This is a genomic window from Arthrobacter gandavensis, assembly GCF_015355785.1.
Lineage (GTDB): Bacteria > Actinomycetota > Actinomycetes > Actinomycetales > Micrococcaceae > Arthrobacter_B > Arthrobacter_B gandavensis_A.
Map to the genome: position 1 here is coordinate 237,785 of NZ_JADKYW010000005.1, position 15,240 is coordinate 253,024.

General features: G+C 67.5%; 14 protein-coding genes. 6 read left to right on the plus strand and 8 right to left on the minus strand.

What is annotated here, in order from left to right; all coding sequences use genetic code 11:
* The first annotated feature begins 2 nt into the window (after positions 1-2).
* Both ITX31_RS06155 and ITX31_RS06160 read left to right on the plus strand, forming a co-directional pair.
* Positions 3-1,295 carry a DUF58 domain-containing protein gene (locus tag ITX31_RS06155; protein ID WP_194782600.1) on the plus strand — a complete coding sequence of 431 codons (1,293 nt, stop codon included), beginning with the start codon at positions 3-5 and terminating at the stop codon, positions 1,293-1,295.
* 46 nt (positions 1,296-1,341) lie between these two features.
* Positions 1,342-2,022 (plus strand): DUF4166 domain-containing protein, encoded by a 681-nt coding sequence (locus tag ITX31_RS06160; RefSeq protein WP_194782601.1) that lies wholly within the window; start codon positions 1,342-1,344, stop codon positions 2,020-2,022.
* A 9-nt stretch (positions 2,023-2,031) separates the two neighbouring features.
* Here the strand turns inward: ITX31_RS06160 and ITX31_RS06165 are convergent, their stop codons facing one another.
* From ITX31_RS06165 to ITX31_RS06180, 4 genes are read right to left on the minus strand one after another with little or no spacing between them, the layout of a single operon-like run.
* A complete protein-coding gene (locus ITX31_RS06165; RefSeq protein WP_323745600.1) occupies positions 2,032-3,105 on the minus strand; it encodes a hypothetical protein in 1,074 nt (357 codons plus the stop codon).
* Positions 3,089-3,466, minus strand: a complete 378-nt coding sequence (locus ITX31_RS06170) for a chorismate mutase (protein ID WP_194782602.1) — start codon at positions 3,464-3,466, stop codon at positions 3,089-3,091. The genes ITX31_RS06165 and ITX31_RS06170 overlap by 17 nt, the downstream gene beginning before the upstream one ends.
* A 56-nt stretch (positions 3,467-3,522) precedes the next feature.
* Positions 3,523-4,659 carry a tRNA 2-thiouridine(34) synthase MnmA gene (gene mnmA, locus ITX31_RS06175; protein WP_194782603.1) on the minus strand — a complete coding sequence of 379 codons (1,137 nt, stop codon included), beginning with the start codon at positions 4,657-4,659 and terminating at the stop codon, positions 3,523-3,525.
* Positions 4,659-5,882, minus strand: a complete 1,224-nt coding sequence (locus tag ITX31_RS06180; RefSeq protein WP_194782604.1) for a cysteine desulfurase family protein — start codon at positions 5,880-5,882, stop codon at positions 4,659-4,661. Before ITX31_RS06180 ends, mnmA begins: the two co-directional genes overlap by 1 nt.
* 279 nt (positions 5,883-6,161) lie before the next feature.
* On the opposite strand from ITX31_RS06180, the gene ITX31_RS06185 reads away from it, so the two are divergent.
* The 3 genes from ITX31_RS06185 to ITX31_RS06195 are packed head-to-tail and all read left to right on the plus strand — an operon-like array spanning position 6,162 to position 8,437.
* Positions 6,162-7,127 (plus strand): J domain-containing protein, encoded by a 966-nt coding sequence (locus tag ITX31_RS06185; protein ID WP_194782605.1) that lies wholly within the window; start codon positions 6,162-6,164, stop codon positions 7,125-7,127.
* 23 nt (positions 7,128-7,150) lie between these two features.
* Positions 7,151-7,618 carry a tRNA (cytidine(34)-2'-O)-methyltransferase gene (locus ITX31_RS06190; RefSeq protein ID WP_194782606.1) on the plus strand — a complete coding sequence of 156 codons (468 nt, stop codon included), beginning with the start codon at positions 7,151-7,153 and terminating at the stop codon, positions 7,616-7,618.
* A 15-nt stretch (positions 7,619-7,633) separates the two neighbouring features.
* Positions 7,634-8,437 carry a class I SAM-dependent methyltransferase gene (locus tag ITX31_RS06195; RefSeq protein ID WP_194782607.1) on the plus strand — a complete coding sequence of 268 codons (804 nt, stop codon included), beginning with the start codon at positions 7,634-7,636 and terminating at the stop codon, positions 8,435-8,437.
* Here the strand turns inward: ITX31_RS06195 and ITX31_RS06200 are convergent.
* The 4 genes from ITX31_RS06200 to ITX31_RS06215 form a co-directional block, all read right to left on the minus strand.
* Positions 8,434-9,183 carry a PIG-L deacetylase family protein gene (locus tag ITX31_RS06200; RefSeq protein WP_194782608.1) on the minus strand — a complete coding sequence of 250 codons (750 nt, stop codon included), beginning with the start codon at positions 9,181-9,183 and terminating at the stop codon, positions 8,434-8,436. The genes ITX31_RS06195 and ITX31_RS06200 overlap by 4 nt on opposite strands.
* Complete coding sequence (locus tag ITX31_RS06205; RefSeq protein WP_194782609.1) at positions 9,180-10,124, minus strand: electron transfer flavoprotein subunit alpha/FixB family protein; 945 nt, start codon at positions 10,122-10,124, stop codon at positions 9,180-9,182. The genes ITX31_RS06200 and ITX31_RS06205 overlap by 4 nt, the downstream gene beginning before the upstream one ends.
* A 48-nt stretch (positions 10,125-10,172) precedes the next feature.
* Positions 10,173-11,012, minus strand: a complete 840-nt coding sequence (locus ITX31_RS06210; protein WP_194782610.1) for an electron transfer flavoprotein subunit beta/FixA family protein — start codon at positions 11,010-11,012, stop codon at positions 10,173-10,175.
* Positions 11,013-11,226: 214 nt separating this feature from the next.
* Positions 11,227-12,873, minus strand: a complete 1,647-nt coding sequence (locus ITX31_RS06215) for a S1C family serine protease (RefSeq protein ID WP_194782611.1) — start codon at positions 12,871-12,873, stop codon at positions 11,227-11,229.
* Between the two features lie 327 nt (positions 12,874-13,200).
* Between ITX31_RS06215 and ITX31_RS06220 the strand changes: the two genes are divergently transcribed.
* Positions 13,201-15,240: a TPM domain-containing protein gene (locus ITX31_RS06220; RefSeq protein WP_194782612.1), complete on the plus strand. Its 2,040-nt coding sequence runs from the start codon at positions 13,201-13,203 to the stop codon at positions 15,238-15,240.

A 15,240-nucleotide genomic window follows, 5' to 3' on the forward strand; every position in this document is an offset into this window, starting at 1 on the left:
AGATGGCCATTTCCCACCGCCTGGTGATCCTGGCCGCGCTGGGCGCCGTCGCCGTCGTGCTCTTCCCGGGCACCGGAACAATCCTGGCCTGGCTGGCCCTGACGGCGGCAGCGGCCGGCCTGGACCTGGCCCTGGCGGCGCCGCCGCTGCAAACCCGGTTGGAACGCGAGCTGCCCGAAAGCGCACGGCTGGATGAAGACGTGCCCGCAGCCATGGTGGTCCGCAACGAATCCAACCGGACACTGCGCGCTGCCGTCCGGGATGCCTGGCAGCCGTCAGCGGGCCAGCTGCGCAGCGAACGCCGCATCACCGTTCCCGCTCATGAAGCACGCCGGGCCGCGGGCAGCCTGCGGCCCGAACGCCGGGGCAGCCTGAAGACTGCCTCGGTCACCATTCGCTCGTTTGGGCCCCTGGGCCTGGCCGCCCGGCAGCGCACGCTCCCCTACCCGGGCACCCTGCGTGTGCTGCCGCCGTTCCGCTCCAAGCGCCACCTGCCGGCAAAGCTGCGCAAGCTGCGGGAAATCGACGGCAACGCCTCGGTGCAGCTGCGGGGTGCGGGCACCGAATTCGACTCGCTGCGCGACTACGTCCGCGGTGACGATGTCCGTTCCATCGACTGGCGGGCGACGGCGCGCCGGCGGGACACCGTGGTGCGCACCTGGCGGCCGGAACGGGACCGCAGGGTCATCGTGCTGCTGGACACGTCCCGGACAGCCGCAGCCCGCATCCTGGATGAACCCCGGCTGGACACCGGGATCGAAGCAGCCCTGCTGCTGGGCATGCTGGCCCAGGGCGGAGGCGACCGCGTGGACTTCGCGGCGTTTGACCGCCGGATCCGGGCACGCGTGGATTCAGCGGCCAAGGCCAACCTGCTGAACCGTCTCGCCGGTGCAATGGCCCCGCTGGACGCGGAACTTATCGAAGCTGACTTTTCCCTGCTTCCCGGCCTGGTTGCCTCGATGTCCTCCCGGCGCTCACTGGTAGTGCTGATTACCGCGCTGGACGCCGGTGCGGTGGAAGAGGGGCTGCTCCCGGTGCTGCCTGCCCTGCTCGCCAAGCATGTGGTGGTAGTCGCCTCGGTGCGGGATCCGGCCCTGGATGAGCTTCGCGGGGACCGGACGTCCGCCTCGGCGGTGTTCCGCGCCGCCGCCGCAGAAAGGGCCCTGCTGGACCGTGCTGCGGTGACCGCCCAGCTCAAATCCATGGGTGCGGAAGTTGTCGATGAGCCGCCGCATGAGCTGCCGCCCAAGCTGGCGGACGTATATATCCGGCTGAAGGCTTCCGGCCGTCTCTAGCCCCTGCCTCCGGGCGCGCGGGGAACAGGCGGCGTAGGCTGGGTGGATGAGTGATGGCTCCGTCTACCAGCGGGCGCTCGGCGCCGCGTTTGGCCGCCTGCAGCCCCAGCTGCAGGACTATTTTTCACTGCAGCCCGGCGAGGGCCGGTATGGCTTCGGCACCGGGATTTTCGACGTCGCCGGCAGTCCGCGCCCGGCGCTGCGGCCGTTCCTCTCCGCGATTCCGGTAGCCAACGCGTTCTTCCCCGAGTTTGGCCGTCATGTGCCGTTCACCATCAGCAACTACCCGCATCTTGATCCGTTCGGGCGCTCGTCGCTCACTGCGGTCCGAACGTTCAAGTTCGACCGCGCGGACCGGATCTTCGAGGACACAACCTCCCTCACATCCCCAACCGGCCTGACCGACTATGTTGGGCGACGCCGGAACCTGGCCACTGACCTGGACCTTTCGGTGTCCCGGGACGGGCGGCTGCACATGCATTCTCCGCATACCCGGCTGTTCCTGGGCCGGCTGCGGATACCGGTGCCCGTGCTGGCCGGTGCCGATGCACACGCCGAGCAGTGGTGGGATGAAACCGCCGGGCATTTCCGGATCCGGACGATCGTCCGGCAGCGGCAGTTCGGCACGGTTTTCGTGTATGACGGCAGCTTCACCTACGAGTACCGGGAGTTCGACGGCGTTCTGCCGCCGGACGCCGAACCCGAGAAGTGGGAGCGCAGGCTCTAGCCCTGCCCGTTAGCTTTCGGCCGCCAGCTGGTCCAGCGCGGACGCTGTCTGGGTGAGGCGTTCAAGCACGCGCCGCGCAGCGGACGGTGCAAGGTCCGCGAGATTGCCGGCCGGCATGATGCCCAGCGCGGGCAGGTCCCGCAGCGGAAGTCCTACCCTCATCCATCCCGCCGTGATGTCCTGAACCAGCGACGTCACCTGGCGGGGATGCTCTCCGGCCGGGGGCAGCGGCAGGGCACCGAGCCAGATGTGCTTTTCGGCTTCGACTGCTTCGGCGATACCTTCCCAGTCGCTGTTGCCCAGGCCTGCCAGGGGCAGCGCGACTCCGTCCGCACCCGCGCCCAGCGCGAGGTCCAAACCGGAGCTGGACTGGCGGTGGCGGGCAGAGGGCAGGTTCAGGACCACTTCCGCGGCCCCCGCGGCAAGCAGGGATTCCCGGAGCAGGTGCCAGGACTGGGACGCTTCCTGCGGCGGAATTGAACGCAGGGTCCGGTATCCGCTGGCTGTGGGTATGCGCCCGTCCAGGATCCGGTCCAGGAGCGGCTCGTCCAGCTGCACCGTGAGCGCTGCGCCGCGGGCGATGGCCTGGACCCGGGATGCAAACGCTGCCGCACCGGCTGCCAGCGACTCAGTGATCTCCCGGCGGGCGCCAGCATCGGACAGGGCGCGCTCGCCGTTGTGCAGGTAAACTCCGGCGGCGAGGGACAGCGGTCCCTGCAGGGAAACCTTGAGCCTGGAGCCGGGATTCTCTTCAACGCCGATTACGTCTGCCAGTGTGTTGATGTCCCGGGAGAGCAGGGATTCCGCACGCCGGTAGTCCATTCCGGGGCGGTCCACCAGGCGCCAGCCGTGCGGCTGCAGGTCGACCGGCAGATCCACCAGCATGGCTGCGGTCCGTCCCGCTGCATCAGCTCCGACGCCGCGGGCCGGCAGTTCAACCAGGAACGGCAGGTGCGGCTCGCCCAGTTCGCCGCGGATGATTCTTGCAGCTTCCACCGGGTCGGTCCCGGGCCAGGTTCCCTGCGCCGTTGCGCTCACGCCCGCCGGCGTGGGCGCAGCAGCCTGCTCAGGCTCCTTCTGCACTGCTGCCGCCGTTGCGGGTCTCGGAAATGGCCTGGTGGTGCCGGATTACTTCGCTGATGATGAAGTTCAGGAATTTCTCGGCGAAAGCCGGATCAAGGTTTGCGTCTTCGGCCAGCCGCCGGAGCCTGGCGATCTGCGCGACTTCACGGCCGGGATCCGCCGGCGGAAGATGGTGTTCAGCCTTGAGGTGCCCTACCCGCTGGGTCGCTTTGAAACGCTCAGCCAGGAGATAGACCAGCGTGGCGTCGATGTTGTCGATGCTGCTGCGCATGGCAAGCAGCTCGGCCATGACCTCGCCTGCCACCTTCCCGGACAGGGAACTGGCTGTGGGGTCGAAATCGTCAGCTGGTGCAGTACTCATAAGTCCAGTTTAGGCTCCTGCCTCCGGCACGCAGGTGCACGTTACGGCGGCCGGGACTAGGAGACCGCTGCAGGGTCCCACTGCAGCGAACGTGCCGAGTCGATCGTGGCCTGGCCCAGCACCCTGGTGCCCTGGTAGATCACCACGGTCTGTCCGGGGGCCACTCCGCGCATCGGATCCTTCAGCCGGACCACCAGTTCGCTGCGGCCTTCCTCGCCGGTTTCCATCCAGGCGGTGGCCGGAACCGGATCGCCGTGCGCCCGTACCTGCGCGGTGCACTCGAACATTGCCCCGGTTTCCACCTCGTGGATCGGCAGGCCCGCCCAGGAAACCTTGATGCCGCGCATCTGGTCGATCTCAAGCAGCTTTTCAGGTCCAACGATGACCTTGTTTTCCTTCGGCCGGATCTCCAGCACGAAGCGCGGCTTGCCGTCCGCCGCCGGACGGCCGAGCTTCAGGCCCTTGCGCTGGCCGACGGTGAAGGCATTAGCGCCCGGATGCGTGCCGAGGGTTTCGCCCGTCGGGTCAACGATTTCGCCCTCGCTCATCTCGATGCGCTCTTCGAGCCATCCCCGGGTATCGCCGTCGGGAATGAAACAGATGTCGTGGCTGTCCGGCTTGTTGGCAACGGACAGTCCGCGGCGCTCTGCCTCAGCCCGGACCTCGGCCTTGGACGGGGTCTCGGCCAGCGGGAACATGGCGTGCCTGAGCTGCTCGTGGGTCAGCACGCCCAGCACGTAGGACTGGTCCTTCGCCCAGTCCGCGGCGCGGTGCAGCTCCGGGTTGCCGTCGGCGTCGGTAATCACCTTGGCGTAGTGGCCGGTGCAGACGGCGTCGAACCCCAGAGCCAGTGCCTTCTCCAGCAGCGCGGCGAACTTGATCCGCTCATTGCAGCGCATGCAGGGGTTCGGCGTGCGGCCGGCAGCGTACTCGGCAACGAAGTCATCGACCACGTCCTCCTTAAACCGCTCGGAGAAGTCCCAGACGTAGTACGGAATGCCCAGGATGTCGCACGCCCGCCAGGCGTCACGCGAATCTTCGATGGTGCAGCAGCCCCGGCTGCCGGTGCGCAGGGTGCCGGGCATGCGGGACAGTGCCAGGTGGACCCCGACGACGTCGTGCCCTGCCTCAACTGCCCGTGCTGCGGCTACGGCGGAATCGACTCCGCCGCTCATTGCTGCCAAAACCTTCATTAGCTAAAACCCGTTCCTGCTGTTCGTATGCTGCTCTCACTGCCCGCCATGCCGGCCTTCTTGGCCCGTTCGTACGCTTCAGGCAGGGCATCTATCAATGCATCAACGTCTTCGGCGGTGGATGTATGCCCCAGGCTGAACCGCTGGGCACCGCGTGCTTCTGTTTCGCTCAGCCCCATGGCCAGCAGGACGTGGGACGGGCGCGGCACCCCGGCGGTGCACGCCGATCCGGTGGACGACTCTACGCCTGCCAGGTCCAGGAGGAAAAGCAGGGAATCGCCCTCGCAGCCCGGGAAGGTGAAGTGCGCGTTGCCGGGAAGCCTGCGGGTGCCCTCCTCATCGTCGCGCGGTCCGCGCAGCACGGCCTCCGGAACGGTGCGTTCGACGGCGGCAATCAGGTAGTTGCGCAGGGTCCGCAGCCGCGTGCCCTCCTCGGCAAGGTTCTCAGTGACTTCCCGGGCGGCGGCGGCAAAGGCCGCGATACCGGGCTTGTCCAGCGTGCCGGAACGGATATCCCGCTCCTGTCCGCCGCCGTGCAGCACCGGCGTGAGTTTGACGGCGCGTCCAACCACGAGCGCTCCGACGCCCACCGGGCCGCCGATCTTGTGCCCGCTGACAGCCATGGTGTCCAGGCCCGAATCGCGGAAGCTGACGGGCACGGCACCGAAAGCCTGCACTGCGTCGGAATGAACGGGGACGCCGTGGGAATGCGCCAGCTCAACCAGCGCCGGAATGTCCTGGAGCGTGCCGACCTCATTGTTCGCCCACATCAGGGTCACGAGGGCCGTTTCACTTCCGTGTTTCTCAAGTTCGCAGCGCACCGCGTCAAGGCTCACGACGCCGTCGGAATCCACCGGCAGCCAGGTCACTTCAGCGCCCTCGTGCTTCTGCAGCCACTCCACGGTATCCAGCACGGCATGATGTTCCACCGGAGAGCAGAGGATGCGGTTCCGGCGCGGATCAGCGTCCCGCCGGGACCAGTACAGTCCCTTGACGGCCAGGTTGTCCGCCTCGGTTCCTCCCGAGGTGAAGATGACCTCGGACGGGTGGCAGTCCAGCGCTGCAGCCAGCGCCTCGCGGGAGTCTTCCACCACCATCCGGGCGCGCCGGCCGGAGCCGTGCAGCGAGGATGGGTTGCCGCTGCGGCTCAGTTCGGAGGTGAGTGCGGCGAGGGCCGAGGCCGAAATCGGCGTGGTCGCCGCGTGGTCGAGGTACACGGGCACCAGACAATTCTAGCGCCCGGGTTCCCGCCTGTGCTCCGCGTCCGGCACGGCAAGGAGGTTTGGTGGCTTCCCGGCCCGCCGCCTGCCCCGGACCGGCGCACGGGAACGGGGATTCAAGCGGATAGAATTGGGGCTCCACCGGGAGCGAACAGGACCGTCCGCCGGCGAACCATTCCGCATCCTGCAGCGTTATATCGGTGCCTGCGCCGCCAGGCGCGACCGAGAACGTGTTGGCAACCGCTGCCGCGGAAGGCCGATGCGCTACCGAAAGGACCAGCAGTGACTCCCCCAGCCCAAACGCTGTACGAGGTACTGGGACTCACGCCGTCCGCCACTGTTGACGAGATCAAATCCGCATACCGGAAGGCTGCCCGCCGCGCCCACCCGGACCAGGGCGGCAGCAGCGAGCTGTTCCACCTCATCTCCGAGGCCTATCAGGTGCTTTCGGACCCGGAACAGCGCTCCGCCTACGACCGCCGGCTGGGCCGGGCAGGTTCCGCAGGTCCCGTTTCCGGTGCGTCGCCCGTCCGTCCCGCGGGTACCGGCGGCGCCGGCGGAGGCACCGCCGGCAGACCTGCTCCCAGCCCGGATTTCGGCCGGCCGCCGGTATTCGAGCCTGACTTCACTCCCCAGCGCCCTCCTGCCATCCCGCTGGCCATGATTGGCCGCCAGGTCAACGGCGAACCCGAGAGACCGGGCCTCTTCAAGCGCCTGGGTTCCTCTGCCGGTTCACGCTTCGACGCTGAGAACCTCACCATCGGGCTGCTCGCGAACTCCCTGCTGCCGGACTACCCGGCCGGCAGGCTCGTCAACTCCCTGCGGATCCCGGACAGCGGGCCGCGCGGCGGGAACCTGGAAATCGGGCACGTCCTGCTGGGCGGCTACCGGATGGCGGTCGTCGACTCGATCATGGCGTCACCGGGTGCCTGGTACTGGGATGGGAAGCAGCTGCGCCACCGCGGCCGTCCTGTAGGTTCGCTCCGCCTTGCCGACGCGGTCCGGACCCTGCAGGAGAAGTTCCCCGACGTGCGGGTCTCGGGCTGGCTTGTCCTGCACAGCCCTAACCAAAACCCGTTCGAGCCAATCATCGACTCGCCGCCGGACCTGCCGGAGTCGGCGCCGGTCGACGTCGTGAACCCCGGAACCCTGGCAAGGGACCTCCGCCGCTTCTTCAGCACCGGCCCCCAGCCGAACACGGTCCTGCTTCCCGTGCTGGGCGCACTGCTCGAAGCGACGAAGCAGTAGCGGCCCGGGCATAGGATAAAGACGTGTTCCGCATCCTCTTCCATACTCCTGAAATTCCGGGCAACACGGGCAACGCGATCCGGCTTGCTGCGATCACCGGCGCCGAGCTGCACCTGGTGGAGCCCCTGGGCTTCGACTTCGAAGACTCCAAGCTGCGCCGGGCAGGCCTGGACTACCACGACCTCGCCGTGATGCATGTCCACCCGAACCTCGAAGCCGCCTTTGAGTCACTGCGCCCGGAGCGGGTCTATGCCTTCACCTCCGACGGCGAAACTTCCTACACGGACGTTGCGTACCAGCCCGGCGACGTGCTGCTCTTCGGCCCGGAATCCGTCGGCCTGCCCGAGGAAGTCAAACGCGATCCCCGGGTGACCGCGCGGCTGCGGCTGCCCATGCTTCCGTCCCTGCGGTCGCTGAACCTCGCGAACTCCGCCTCCATAGCCGTCTACGAAGCCTGGCGACAGCACGGCTTCGCTGGTGCCCAGCTCTAAGCCGAAGGACAGACCATGCCCGAGCAGCAGCCCCTTGCCAGGATTTTCGACGCCGGAGCCGGCGACTTCGAACGGATGGCCCCCTCACTGTGGAATCCGATGGGCAACGCCCTGGTTGCCGCGGCGGACGTCAAGCTGGACGAAAGTGTCCTGGATGCCTGCTGCGGCGGCGGTTCAATCACTGTTCCCGCAGCCCAAAGCGCCGGTCCGGGCGCGATCGTGGATGCCGTCGACCTCTCCGCAGAGCTGCTGGAGATAGCCGCTGCCAAGGCCAGGACCCTCTCACTGGAGAACGTCGCTTTCTCCCAGACCGATGTCCTGGGGTTCCGTTCCGACACGGAGTATGACGTAGTCCTGTGCGGCTACGCCGTCTTCTTCCTGCCGGACATGGACGCCGGGGTTCGGCACCTGGTCTCCCTCCTGCGCAGCGGCGGCAGGCTGGCATTCAGCACGTGGGCGGAGGGCGCGCTGACGGAATTTACGTCCGCCCTCTTCCGGCACTGCGCCGCTGAGGGCGTGGAGCTGCCGAACACCAGCGAGTCTTCGCGGGACAACATGCTCCGCATCAACACTGCATCCAAGGCCTCGGACTGGCTGCAGGAACTTGGCCTAAAAGAGGTCAGCGCCGTACACACGTCCGTACCGGTGCTGCTAAGCCGGGACCTCGCCTGGTCCCTGGTGATGGGCAGCCCGCTGCGGCTGCTGCTTCCGGCAGAACAGGACGCCGCGGGCCGGGTCCGCGATGCGTTCCTGGCAGAACTTGGCGAGGAATACACCCTCAATGCCGACACCCTGATGGTGACGGCCGTAAAGCCCTAGAAACCGGCGATGGTTGCGGGAGTATTGACTCCCACCACATGGAAGACCTCGACACTGGTGCCTTCGGGCAGCCCGTGGCGTGCCGCGTTCTCCTGCAGGAACGAGCGCACGGCAGACTCCATTCCGGCCAGGTCCGGATGCTGGCTGGCGTGCACCCGGACGGCTTCCAGTTTGGTGTCAACTTGAGCCGTGATGTCCACGGCGTGGTTCTCGCGTTCACGCGGAGCGCCGTAGAAAACCAGCCACGGCACCTTCCAGGCGTGCAGTCCGCCTTCTTCCAGCTCCGGATAGGCAAAAGGATTCTCCGCCGCCGGGTACACGGCACGGGTAACGATCTCCCCACACGCCAGGTGGTCCGGGTGGCTGGCCTGGATCCGGGACCAGTTGCGTTCCGGGTGCATCGAAAGAACGACATCGGGACGCACCCGGCGGATCAGCTCCACTGCTTTGCCCACTACCTCGTGGTTCACCGCCAGGAACCCGTCCCGCTCGCCCAGGAAGTGGATCTCGCCTGCGCCCACAACATCTGCCGCAGCACGCTGCTCCGCGTTGCGCCGGGCAATAATGTCCTCCCTGCCGCCGGTTTCAAAGCCGCCGGCATCTCCCGACGTCATAATGCAGTAGGAGATTTCGGCCCCCTGTTCCGCCCATTTGGCCAGGGTGCCGGCAGCACCGAAGTCGATGTCGTCCGGGTGCGCCGCGAACGCCAGGACGCGTCCGGGCGCGGAGCCGGGGAAACCGCTCACGCGCGCCGCTTCCGGATTTCTTCGGCGGCCTGCGGCAGCACGGTGGCCAAGTCGCCCACGATGCCGAAGTCCGCGATCTCGAAGACCGGCGCGTCCGGGTCCTTGTTCACGGCCACGATCACTTTGGCGGTCTGCATGCCGGCTTTCTGCTGGATGGCACCGGAGATGCCGGCGGAGATGTAGAGCTGCGGCGAGACGGTCTTGCCGGTCTGGCCAACCTGCGCCGAGTGCTCGATCCAACCCGCATCGGTTGCCGCGCGGGATGCCCCGACGGCTCCCCCAAGCACGTCCGCGAGTTCTTCCACCGGACCAAAGTCGCCGTCCACGCCGCGCCCGCCGGCCACGATGACCCTGGCTTCGGAGAGTTCGGGACGCCCGCTGACCCGCTTTTCGGAACGCTCGGCCACGGCGGCGGCCGGGCCGGCTTCCGGAACGGCCACCAGGCTGCGCTCCGGAGCGGCGCCGTCGCCGGGTTCGGCGGGCTCCACGGAGTTGGCCTTGACCGTGATGATCGGGGTTCCGGTCTGCACCCGGCAGGTGGAGGTGTAGGAACCGGCGAGGACGGACTTGGTCACAGACAGGTCCGGAGCCACGGCCACGGCATCGGTAATGACTCCGGAACCGAGCTTGATGCCGACCCTGGCCGCCACTTCCCGGTCCTCGAATGAATTGCCCAGCAGCACGGCATCGGGATTCGCGGCACGGACGGCTTCGGCGAGGAAGGCAGCCTTGGCCGCGACCAGGACGTCCGGCAGTTCCTGGGCGGGTTCGTAGATGCGGGTGACGCCGCAGGCACCCAGCGCCGCGGCGGCGTCGTCGTCCAGCGGGCGGGGAACGGCTACTTCGGCACTGCCGATCGAGGAAGCGATGGCCAGCAGTTCCCGGCCGGCACGGGGAAGGGTCAGGGAAGGAACATCGATAAATACCAGTACGGAGCCCATGGGGCGCTCTCCTAGATGTGCGGGCGCGGCAGCGCCGTGTGGGACGTGCTAGATGAGTTTCTGGGAAGCGAGGTAGTCCACCAGCTTGATGCCGGCGTTTCCGTCATCCGTGATGACGGTGCCGGCGCCGCGTGCGGGCCGCGGCGCGGAAGCCGCCACGGACGTCCAGGAGCCCTCCTTGCCCACCTGCGCCGAATCAAGGCCGACGTCCTGCAGAGAGAGGACGGTGACCGGCTTCTTCTTGGCGGCCATGATGCCGCGGAAGTTTGGATAGCGCGGTTCGTTCGCCTGGTCGGTGACGGAGACGACTGCCGGCAGCGGAGCCTCGATGACCTCGGAATACGAATCGCCGTCGCGCCGTGCGCGCAGTACGGGGCCTGCATCGCCGGCCACGGTCTCCAGCTCCGATGCGAAAGTCACCTGGGCGAAGCCGAGACGCTCAGCGAGCTGCGCGGGAACCAGCGACGTTTCGCCGTCGGTGGAGGCCATGCCGGTAATGACCAGGTCCACCGGGCCCTGGGTTGCCTCCAGGTGCCGGACTGCGGCGGCCAGTGCCAGCGAGGTGGCAGCGGCGTCGGACCCTTCCAGCGCTTCGTCGGAGAGGTGCACGCCCTTGTAGGCACCAATCTGCAGCGACTTCTTCACGGCGTTGCCTGCGGCCAAGGGGCCCATGGTGAGGGCCGTCACGGAGTTTCCGCCCTTGTCTCCCCCGCGTTCCTCCGCCAGCTGCAGAGCGGCTTCGAGCGCGTACTCGTCAAGTTCGGAGAGGATGCTCTCGGAACGGTCCAGGGTGTGGTCCGGTCCGTCGAGACGGCGGTCAAACTGGGTGTCCGGGACGTGCTTCACCAAAACAACAATGTTAAGCGGCCTGTTGGCTGACTCCTGCATTCCGGCCTTTCCTGTAGGAAGATTGCGCCGGTGTGCTTTCCGGCATCCCCCGCCCGTCGGCGGCGACAGCTTTAAGCTAATCACACGCGGCCCCCGGCCTCGAACGTTCCGGTGCGAATTGATGCCGGCCGCATCCCCGGGCCGTCCGCGACAACGGTTCCGCCCCGCCGGCCGGACGGCAGGCGGGGCGGAACCTTGGAATGCCGGTCTATGGCTACTGTTCTGCTGAATCTCCCAGGGTTGCGTCGGTGCTCTGGCTCTTCCCGTCCCGCACGTAGTCGATCTTTACCTTTGACCCGGCGGCCTGCATGCGGATGGCCGCGGTAAGGGACTGGGCATCCGTGATCGGGATTCCGTCCACGGACGTAACGACGTCGCCCTTCTGCAGTCCGGCACGCGCTGCCGGCGTGCCGCTGGCCGGGTTGTCCGCGACCTGCGCTCCGATGGTGAAGGATGAGGACCCGGACCCGGTCGCCGGGGTCACCGAGACGCCGAGGAATCCGTGCGAAGCGGATCCGTCGGAAATGATCTCGTCGGCAACGCGCTGGGCGTAGCTCGCCGGAACAGCGAAGCCGACGCCGATGCTGCCGCTGTCCTCACCGCTGGATCCGGACGACGCTGACGCGATGGCCACGTTCACGCCGATGACCTCGCCGTCGGTGTTGACCAGCGCACCGCCGGAGTTGCCGTGGTTGATCGCTGCGTCGGTCTGGATCACATTCAGGTAGATCGAGTTGGACGCCGAACTCTGGTTCTGGGAAGAACCGTCCGGCGGGGCAAACCGGAACCCAAAACCGTCATCCTCCGGCGCTGAATCGGTGTTGGAGTCAGGTGCTGCCGAGGACTGCACGCTGATGGTGCGGTTCAGTGTTGAAACAATGCCGTCGGTGACGGTTCCGGCTAGCCCAAGCGGAGCACCGATGGCAAGTACGGAGTCGCCTACGTTCAGGTTGTCCGAGTCGCCGAGGGTTGCAGGCGTGAGGTTGTTCGCGTCCACCTTGATGACGGCCAGGTCCGACAGCGGGTCGGTTCCGACGACGGTAGCCGGGAGGACCCTGCCGTCCTCGGTCTGGACCTCGATGCTTGGGTCCGCAACAGTGCCGCCGAGGGTTACCACGTGGGTGTTGGTCAGGATATGCCCCTGGTCATCCAGGATGATGCCGGATCCGCTGCCCGAGGAACCCGAACCGGCAACTTCAATGGTCACGACGCTGGGCGATGCCTTGACGGCGGCAGCGGTGATCGCGTTGACGTTGTCCTTGTCATTGACCACGACGGTGTTGGACTGGCCGGTGGTTCCCGCAGTGGGCGAGCCGTCGTCCAGGACGGCGTCCGCCGCCACTGCCACACCTCCGCCCAGCAGTCCGGCAATGAGCATGGCGGTAACGATCGTTCCCGTTCCGTAGCGTCGCCGGCCGGCGGGCTGCTGGGGTCCCGGGCTGCCGTAATGGCCCCCGTAGCCACCGTAGCCACCGTAGCCACCGCCGGTGGAACCGGCATATCCGGACGGGTGGGCAGCGGGCGGAGTCTGCGGAGCCGGACCGGCAGCGCTGTTGTAGCCGGCAGTGTTGAAAGCTCCGGAAGCCGCCGCTTCCCGGGCTGCGGACTCCGGCCGCCGGCCCTGCTGCGCCGTCCATGGCCCGCCGGCTTCCGGCGCAGTGTGCTGCCCGCTGGCTTCCGGCCCCGGGTGCTGATCGGCGGTTTCCGGCGCAGGGTGCTGGCCGCCGGCAGGGAGGCGGGTGGTATCCGCTGCGGGGCCGGCCTGGCTTTCGCCCTCCGGAGCTGATTGCGTCGGCGGGACCGGCGGGCGGGGAGGCAACGGCCGCTGCGGGCCTTCAGAGCCCCCAAGGTGCTCACTCATATGGGCCGTCCTTTCGAAAATTCGGTGTACCCACAAGTATCGACCTATCCACTATGGCAGTGGAGTCTGTGCACGAGGCGCGAGCTTTCTGAATGTCTGCTGGGAATTTCCCGAATGCGCTTTCGTTTCCCGCCCCTCGCCGTCCGGGTCTCCGTCTGCCCTAGTCAACCGCAATAGTCCGAGAAAACGTACAGACTCATGGGATACGGTTTCGTGGTGGACTGGCAGTGCGGGCACCCATAGAATCAAAGCCATATCCGCCCGGCAGCCAGGAAACCCTACCCACGTGCAGCGCACAGACAGCACGGACAGACTAAGGATTCATTTATGCGGTTGAGGACGAAACGGTTTGCAGCCGTACTGGCTTTGAGCGCCCTGGCGGTGTTCGCGCCGTCGGCGGCCTACGCCGATTCTCCGGTCGCCATTCCTCCGGGCCAGTACCTCGTGGACACCAACGATTCCCTGGGCAGCGGCACCGCGGAAGTCCAGCAGGCCATCAGCGATGTGCAGCAAAGCACCGGCTACACGCTTTTCGTGGTGTTCGTTGACAGCTTCACTGATCCCGCGGATCCCGCCGCCTGGGCACAGGACGTTGTCACCGCCAAGGGCATGGGCTCGCGTGAGGCCCTTCTGAGCATCGCCACTGAGGAACGCAAGATCGAGGTGGCCACCGGGGACCAGTCCGTCCTGACCGAACAACGCCGCAACGCCATGATCGACGCCGCGACGGATCCGCTGCTTGGCAACCAGAACATCACCTCCCAGGACTGGACGGCAGCGGCAGTCAATGCTGCCAAGTCGCTGGAGGACATTGCCGGCGGCGGAAGCGGTGAAGTCTCCACCGGCAGCGGCAGCAGCCTGGTGCCGGCGTTCGTGGTCGCGGGCGTGGTGCTCGTTGGGGCCTTCGCCGTATTCCTGCTGGTCCGCAGCCGATCCGGCAAACGCCGCGCAGTGGCCAGCAGGGAACAGACCGCGCCCAAGGATCCCCTGGATGCCATGAGCGTGGCTGACCTGCGCAAGCGCGCGGGGAGCCTGCTCGTCGCCGCGGACGACGCCATCAAGTCCAGTGAGCAGGAACTGGCGTTCGCCGCCGCTCAGTATGGGGACGACGCCGTATCCACCTTCACCGACGACCTCGCCGTTGCCCGGGCGCACATGGGCGAGTCCTTCAAGATGCAGCAGCAGCTCGATGACGAAATCCCGGATACCGAAGAGCAGCAGCGGACCTGGCTCAAGGACATCATCCGGCGGTGCGAGGCCGTCAACGATTCCCTGCAGGCCCATAAGGAAGACTTCGACGCACTGCGCGAACTTGAACGCAACGCACCGGCTGCCCTGGCGACCGCCCGGGACTCCGCCCGGGCCGCATCGGCCCGGCTGGACTCCGCCCGTGCGGCGCTGGACGGACTCGAAACCCGTTACAGCGACACCGCGCTCGTGAGGGTGCGGGACAACATCGACCAGGCCCGCGAGCGGCTGGCCTTCGTGGAGAACGCAGCAGACACTGCACAGGAAAAACTCCAGGCCGGAGATACTTCGGCGGCCGTCCTGGCCGTCCGTGCCGCCGAGGAAAGCGTCCACCAGGCGAATGTCCTGCTGGACGCCATTGACCGTACCGGAACCGGACTTGACTCGGCCGCAGCCGAACTCGACCGGGCCGTGGCCGATGCGCGCCAGGACCTGGCCCAGGCCCGGGCGTTCTCCCAGGGCGGCGCCCAGCCGGCACTCGCCGGACCCATTGCCGGCGTCGAGCAGGCGCTGGAGGCCGTTGCCGCGGCGCGCGGCGGCAAATATGACCCGGTCGACCTGCTGGGACGGCTTGAAGCGGCCAATGCCCAGCTTGACGCTTCCCTGGAAGGCCTGCGGGACCGCCAGGAACAGGAGCGCCGCGCTCGCGACGCACTCCAGCACACCATCATGTCCGCACAGGCGCAGATCGCCGGAACGTCCGACTACATCCGCGCCCGCCGCGGAGGTGTTGGCAGCGAGGCCCGCACCCGGCTCGCGGAAGCCGAACGCAACCTGGAGCAGGCCATCGCACTGCAGTCATCTGACCCCGTGAGCGCACTTGCCTACGCCCAGCAGGCGAACGCTCTGGCCGCACAGGCCTCCCAAATGGCCCAGCAGGACGTAGACGGCTTCGGCGGCATGGGCGGCTGGGGCGGCGGCGGAGGCATGTACGGCGGCCGGGGCGGCGGAAGCGGACTCGGCGGGGCCATCCTCGGCGGAATCCTCATCGACTCCATCCTGCGCGGCGGCTCCGGCGGCGGCGGAGGCTGGGGTGGCGGAGGCTTCGGCGGCTTCGGCGGCGGCGGAGGCTTCGGCGGCGGAGGCGGCGGGTTTGGCTCCTCGGGAGGGAACTTCTAG

Bases quoted from the DNA above. Each gene is read 5' to 3' on its own strand.
- ITX31_RS06155 (WP_194782600.1), top strand. From the start codon at position 3: ATGGCCATTTCCCACCGCCTGGTGATCCTGGCCGCGCTGGGCGCCGTC.
- ITX31_RS06160 (WP_194782601.1), top strand. From the start codon at position 1,342: ATGAGTGATGGCTCCGTCTACCAGCGGGCGCTCGGCGCCGCGTTTGGC.
- ITX31_RS06170 (WP_194782602.1), bottom strand. From the start codon at position 3,466: ATGAGTACTGCACCAGCTGACGATTTCGACCCCACAGCCAGTTCCCTG.
- mnmA (WP_194782603.1), bottom strand. From the start codon at position 4,659: ATGAAGGTTTTGGCAGCAATGAGCGGCGGAGTCGATTCCGCCGTAGCC.
- ITX31_RS06195 (WP_194782607.1), top strand. From the start codon at position 7,634: ATGCCCGAGCAGCAGCCCCTTGCCAGGATTTTCGACGCCGGAGCCGGC.
- ITX31_RS06205 (WP_194782609.1), bottom strand. From the start codon at position 10,124: ATGGGCTCCGTACTGGTATTTATCGATGTTCCTTCCCTGACCCTTCCC.
- ITX31_RS06210 (WP_194782610.1), bottom strand. From the start codon at position 11,012: ATGCAGGAGTCAGCCAACAGGCCGCTTAACATTGTTGTTTTGGTGAAG.
- ITX31_RS06215 (WP_194782611.1), bottom strand. From the start codon at position 12,873: ATGAGTGAGCACCTTGGGGGCTCTGAAGGCCCGCAGCGGCCGTTGCCT.
- ITX31_RS06220 (WP_194782612.1), top strand. From the start codon at position 13,201: ATGCGGTTGAGGACGAAACGGTTTGCAGCCGTACTGGCTTTGAGCGCC.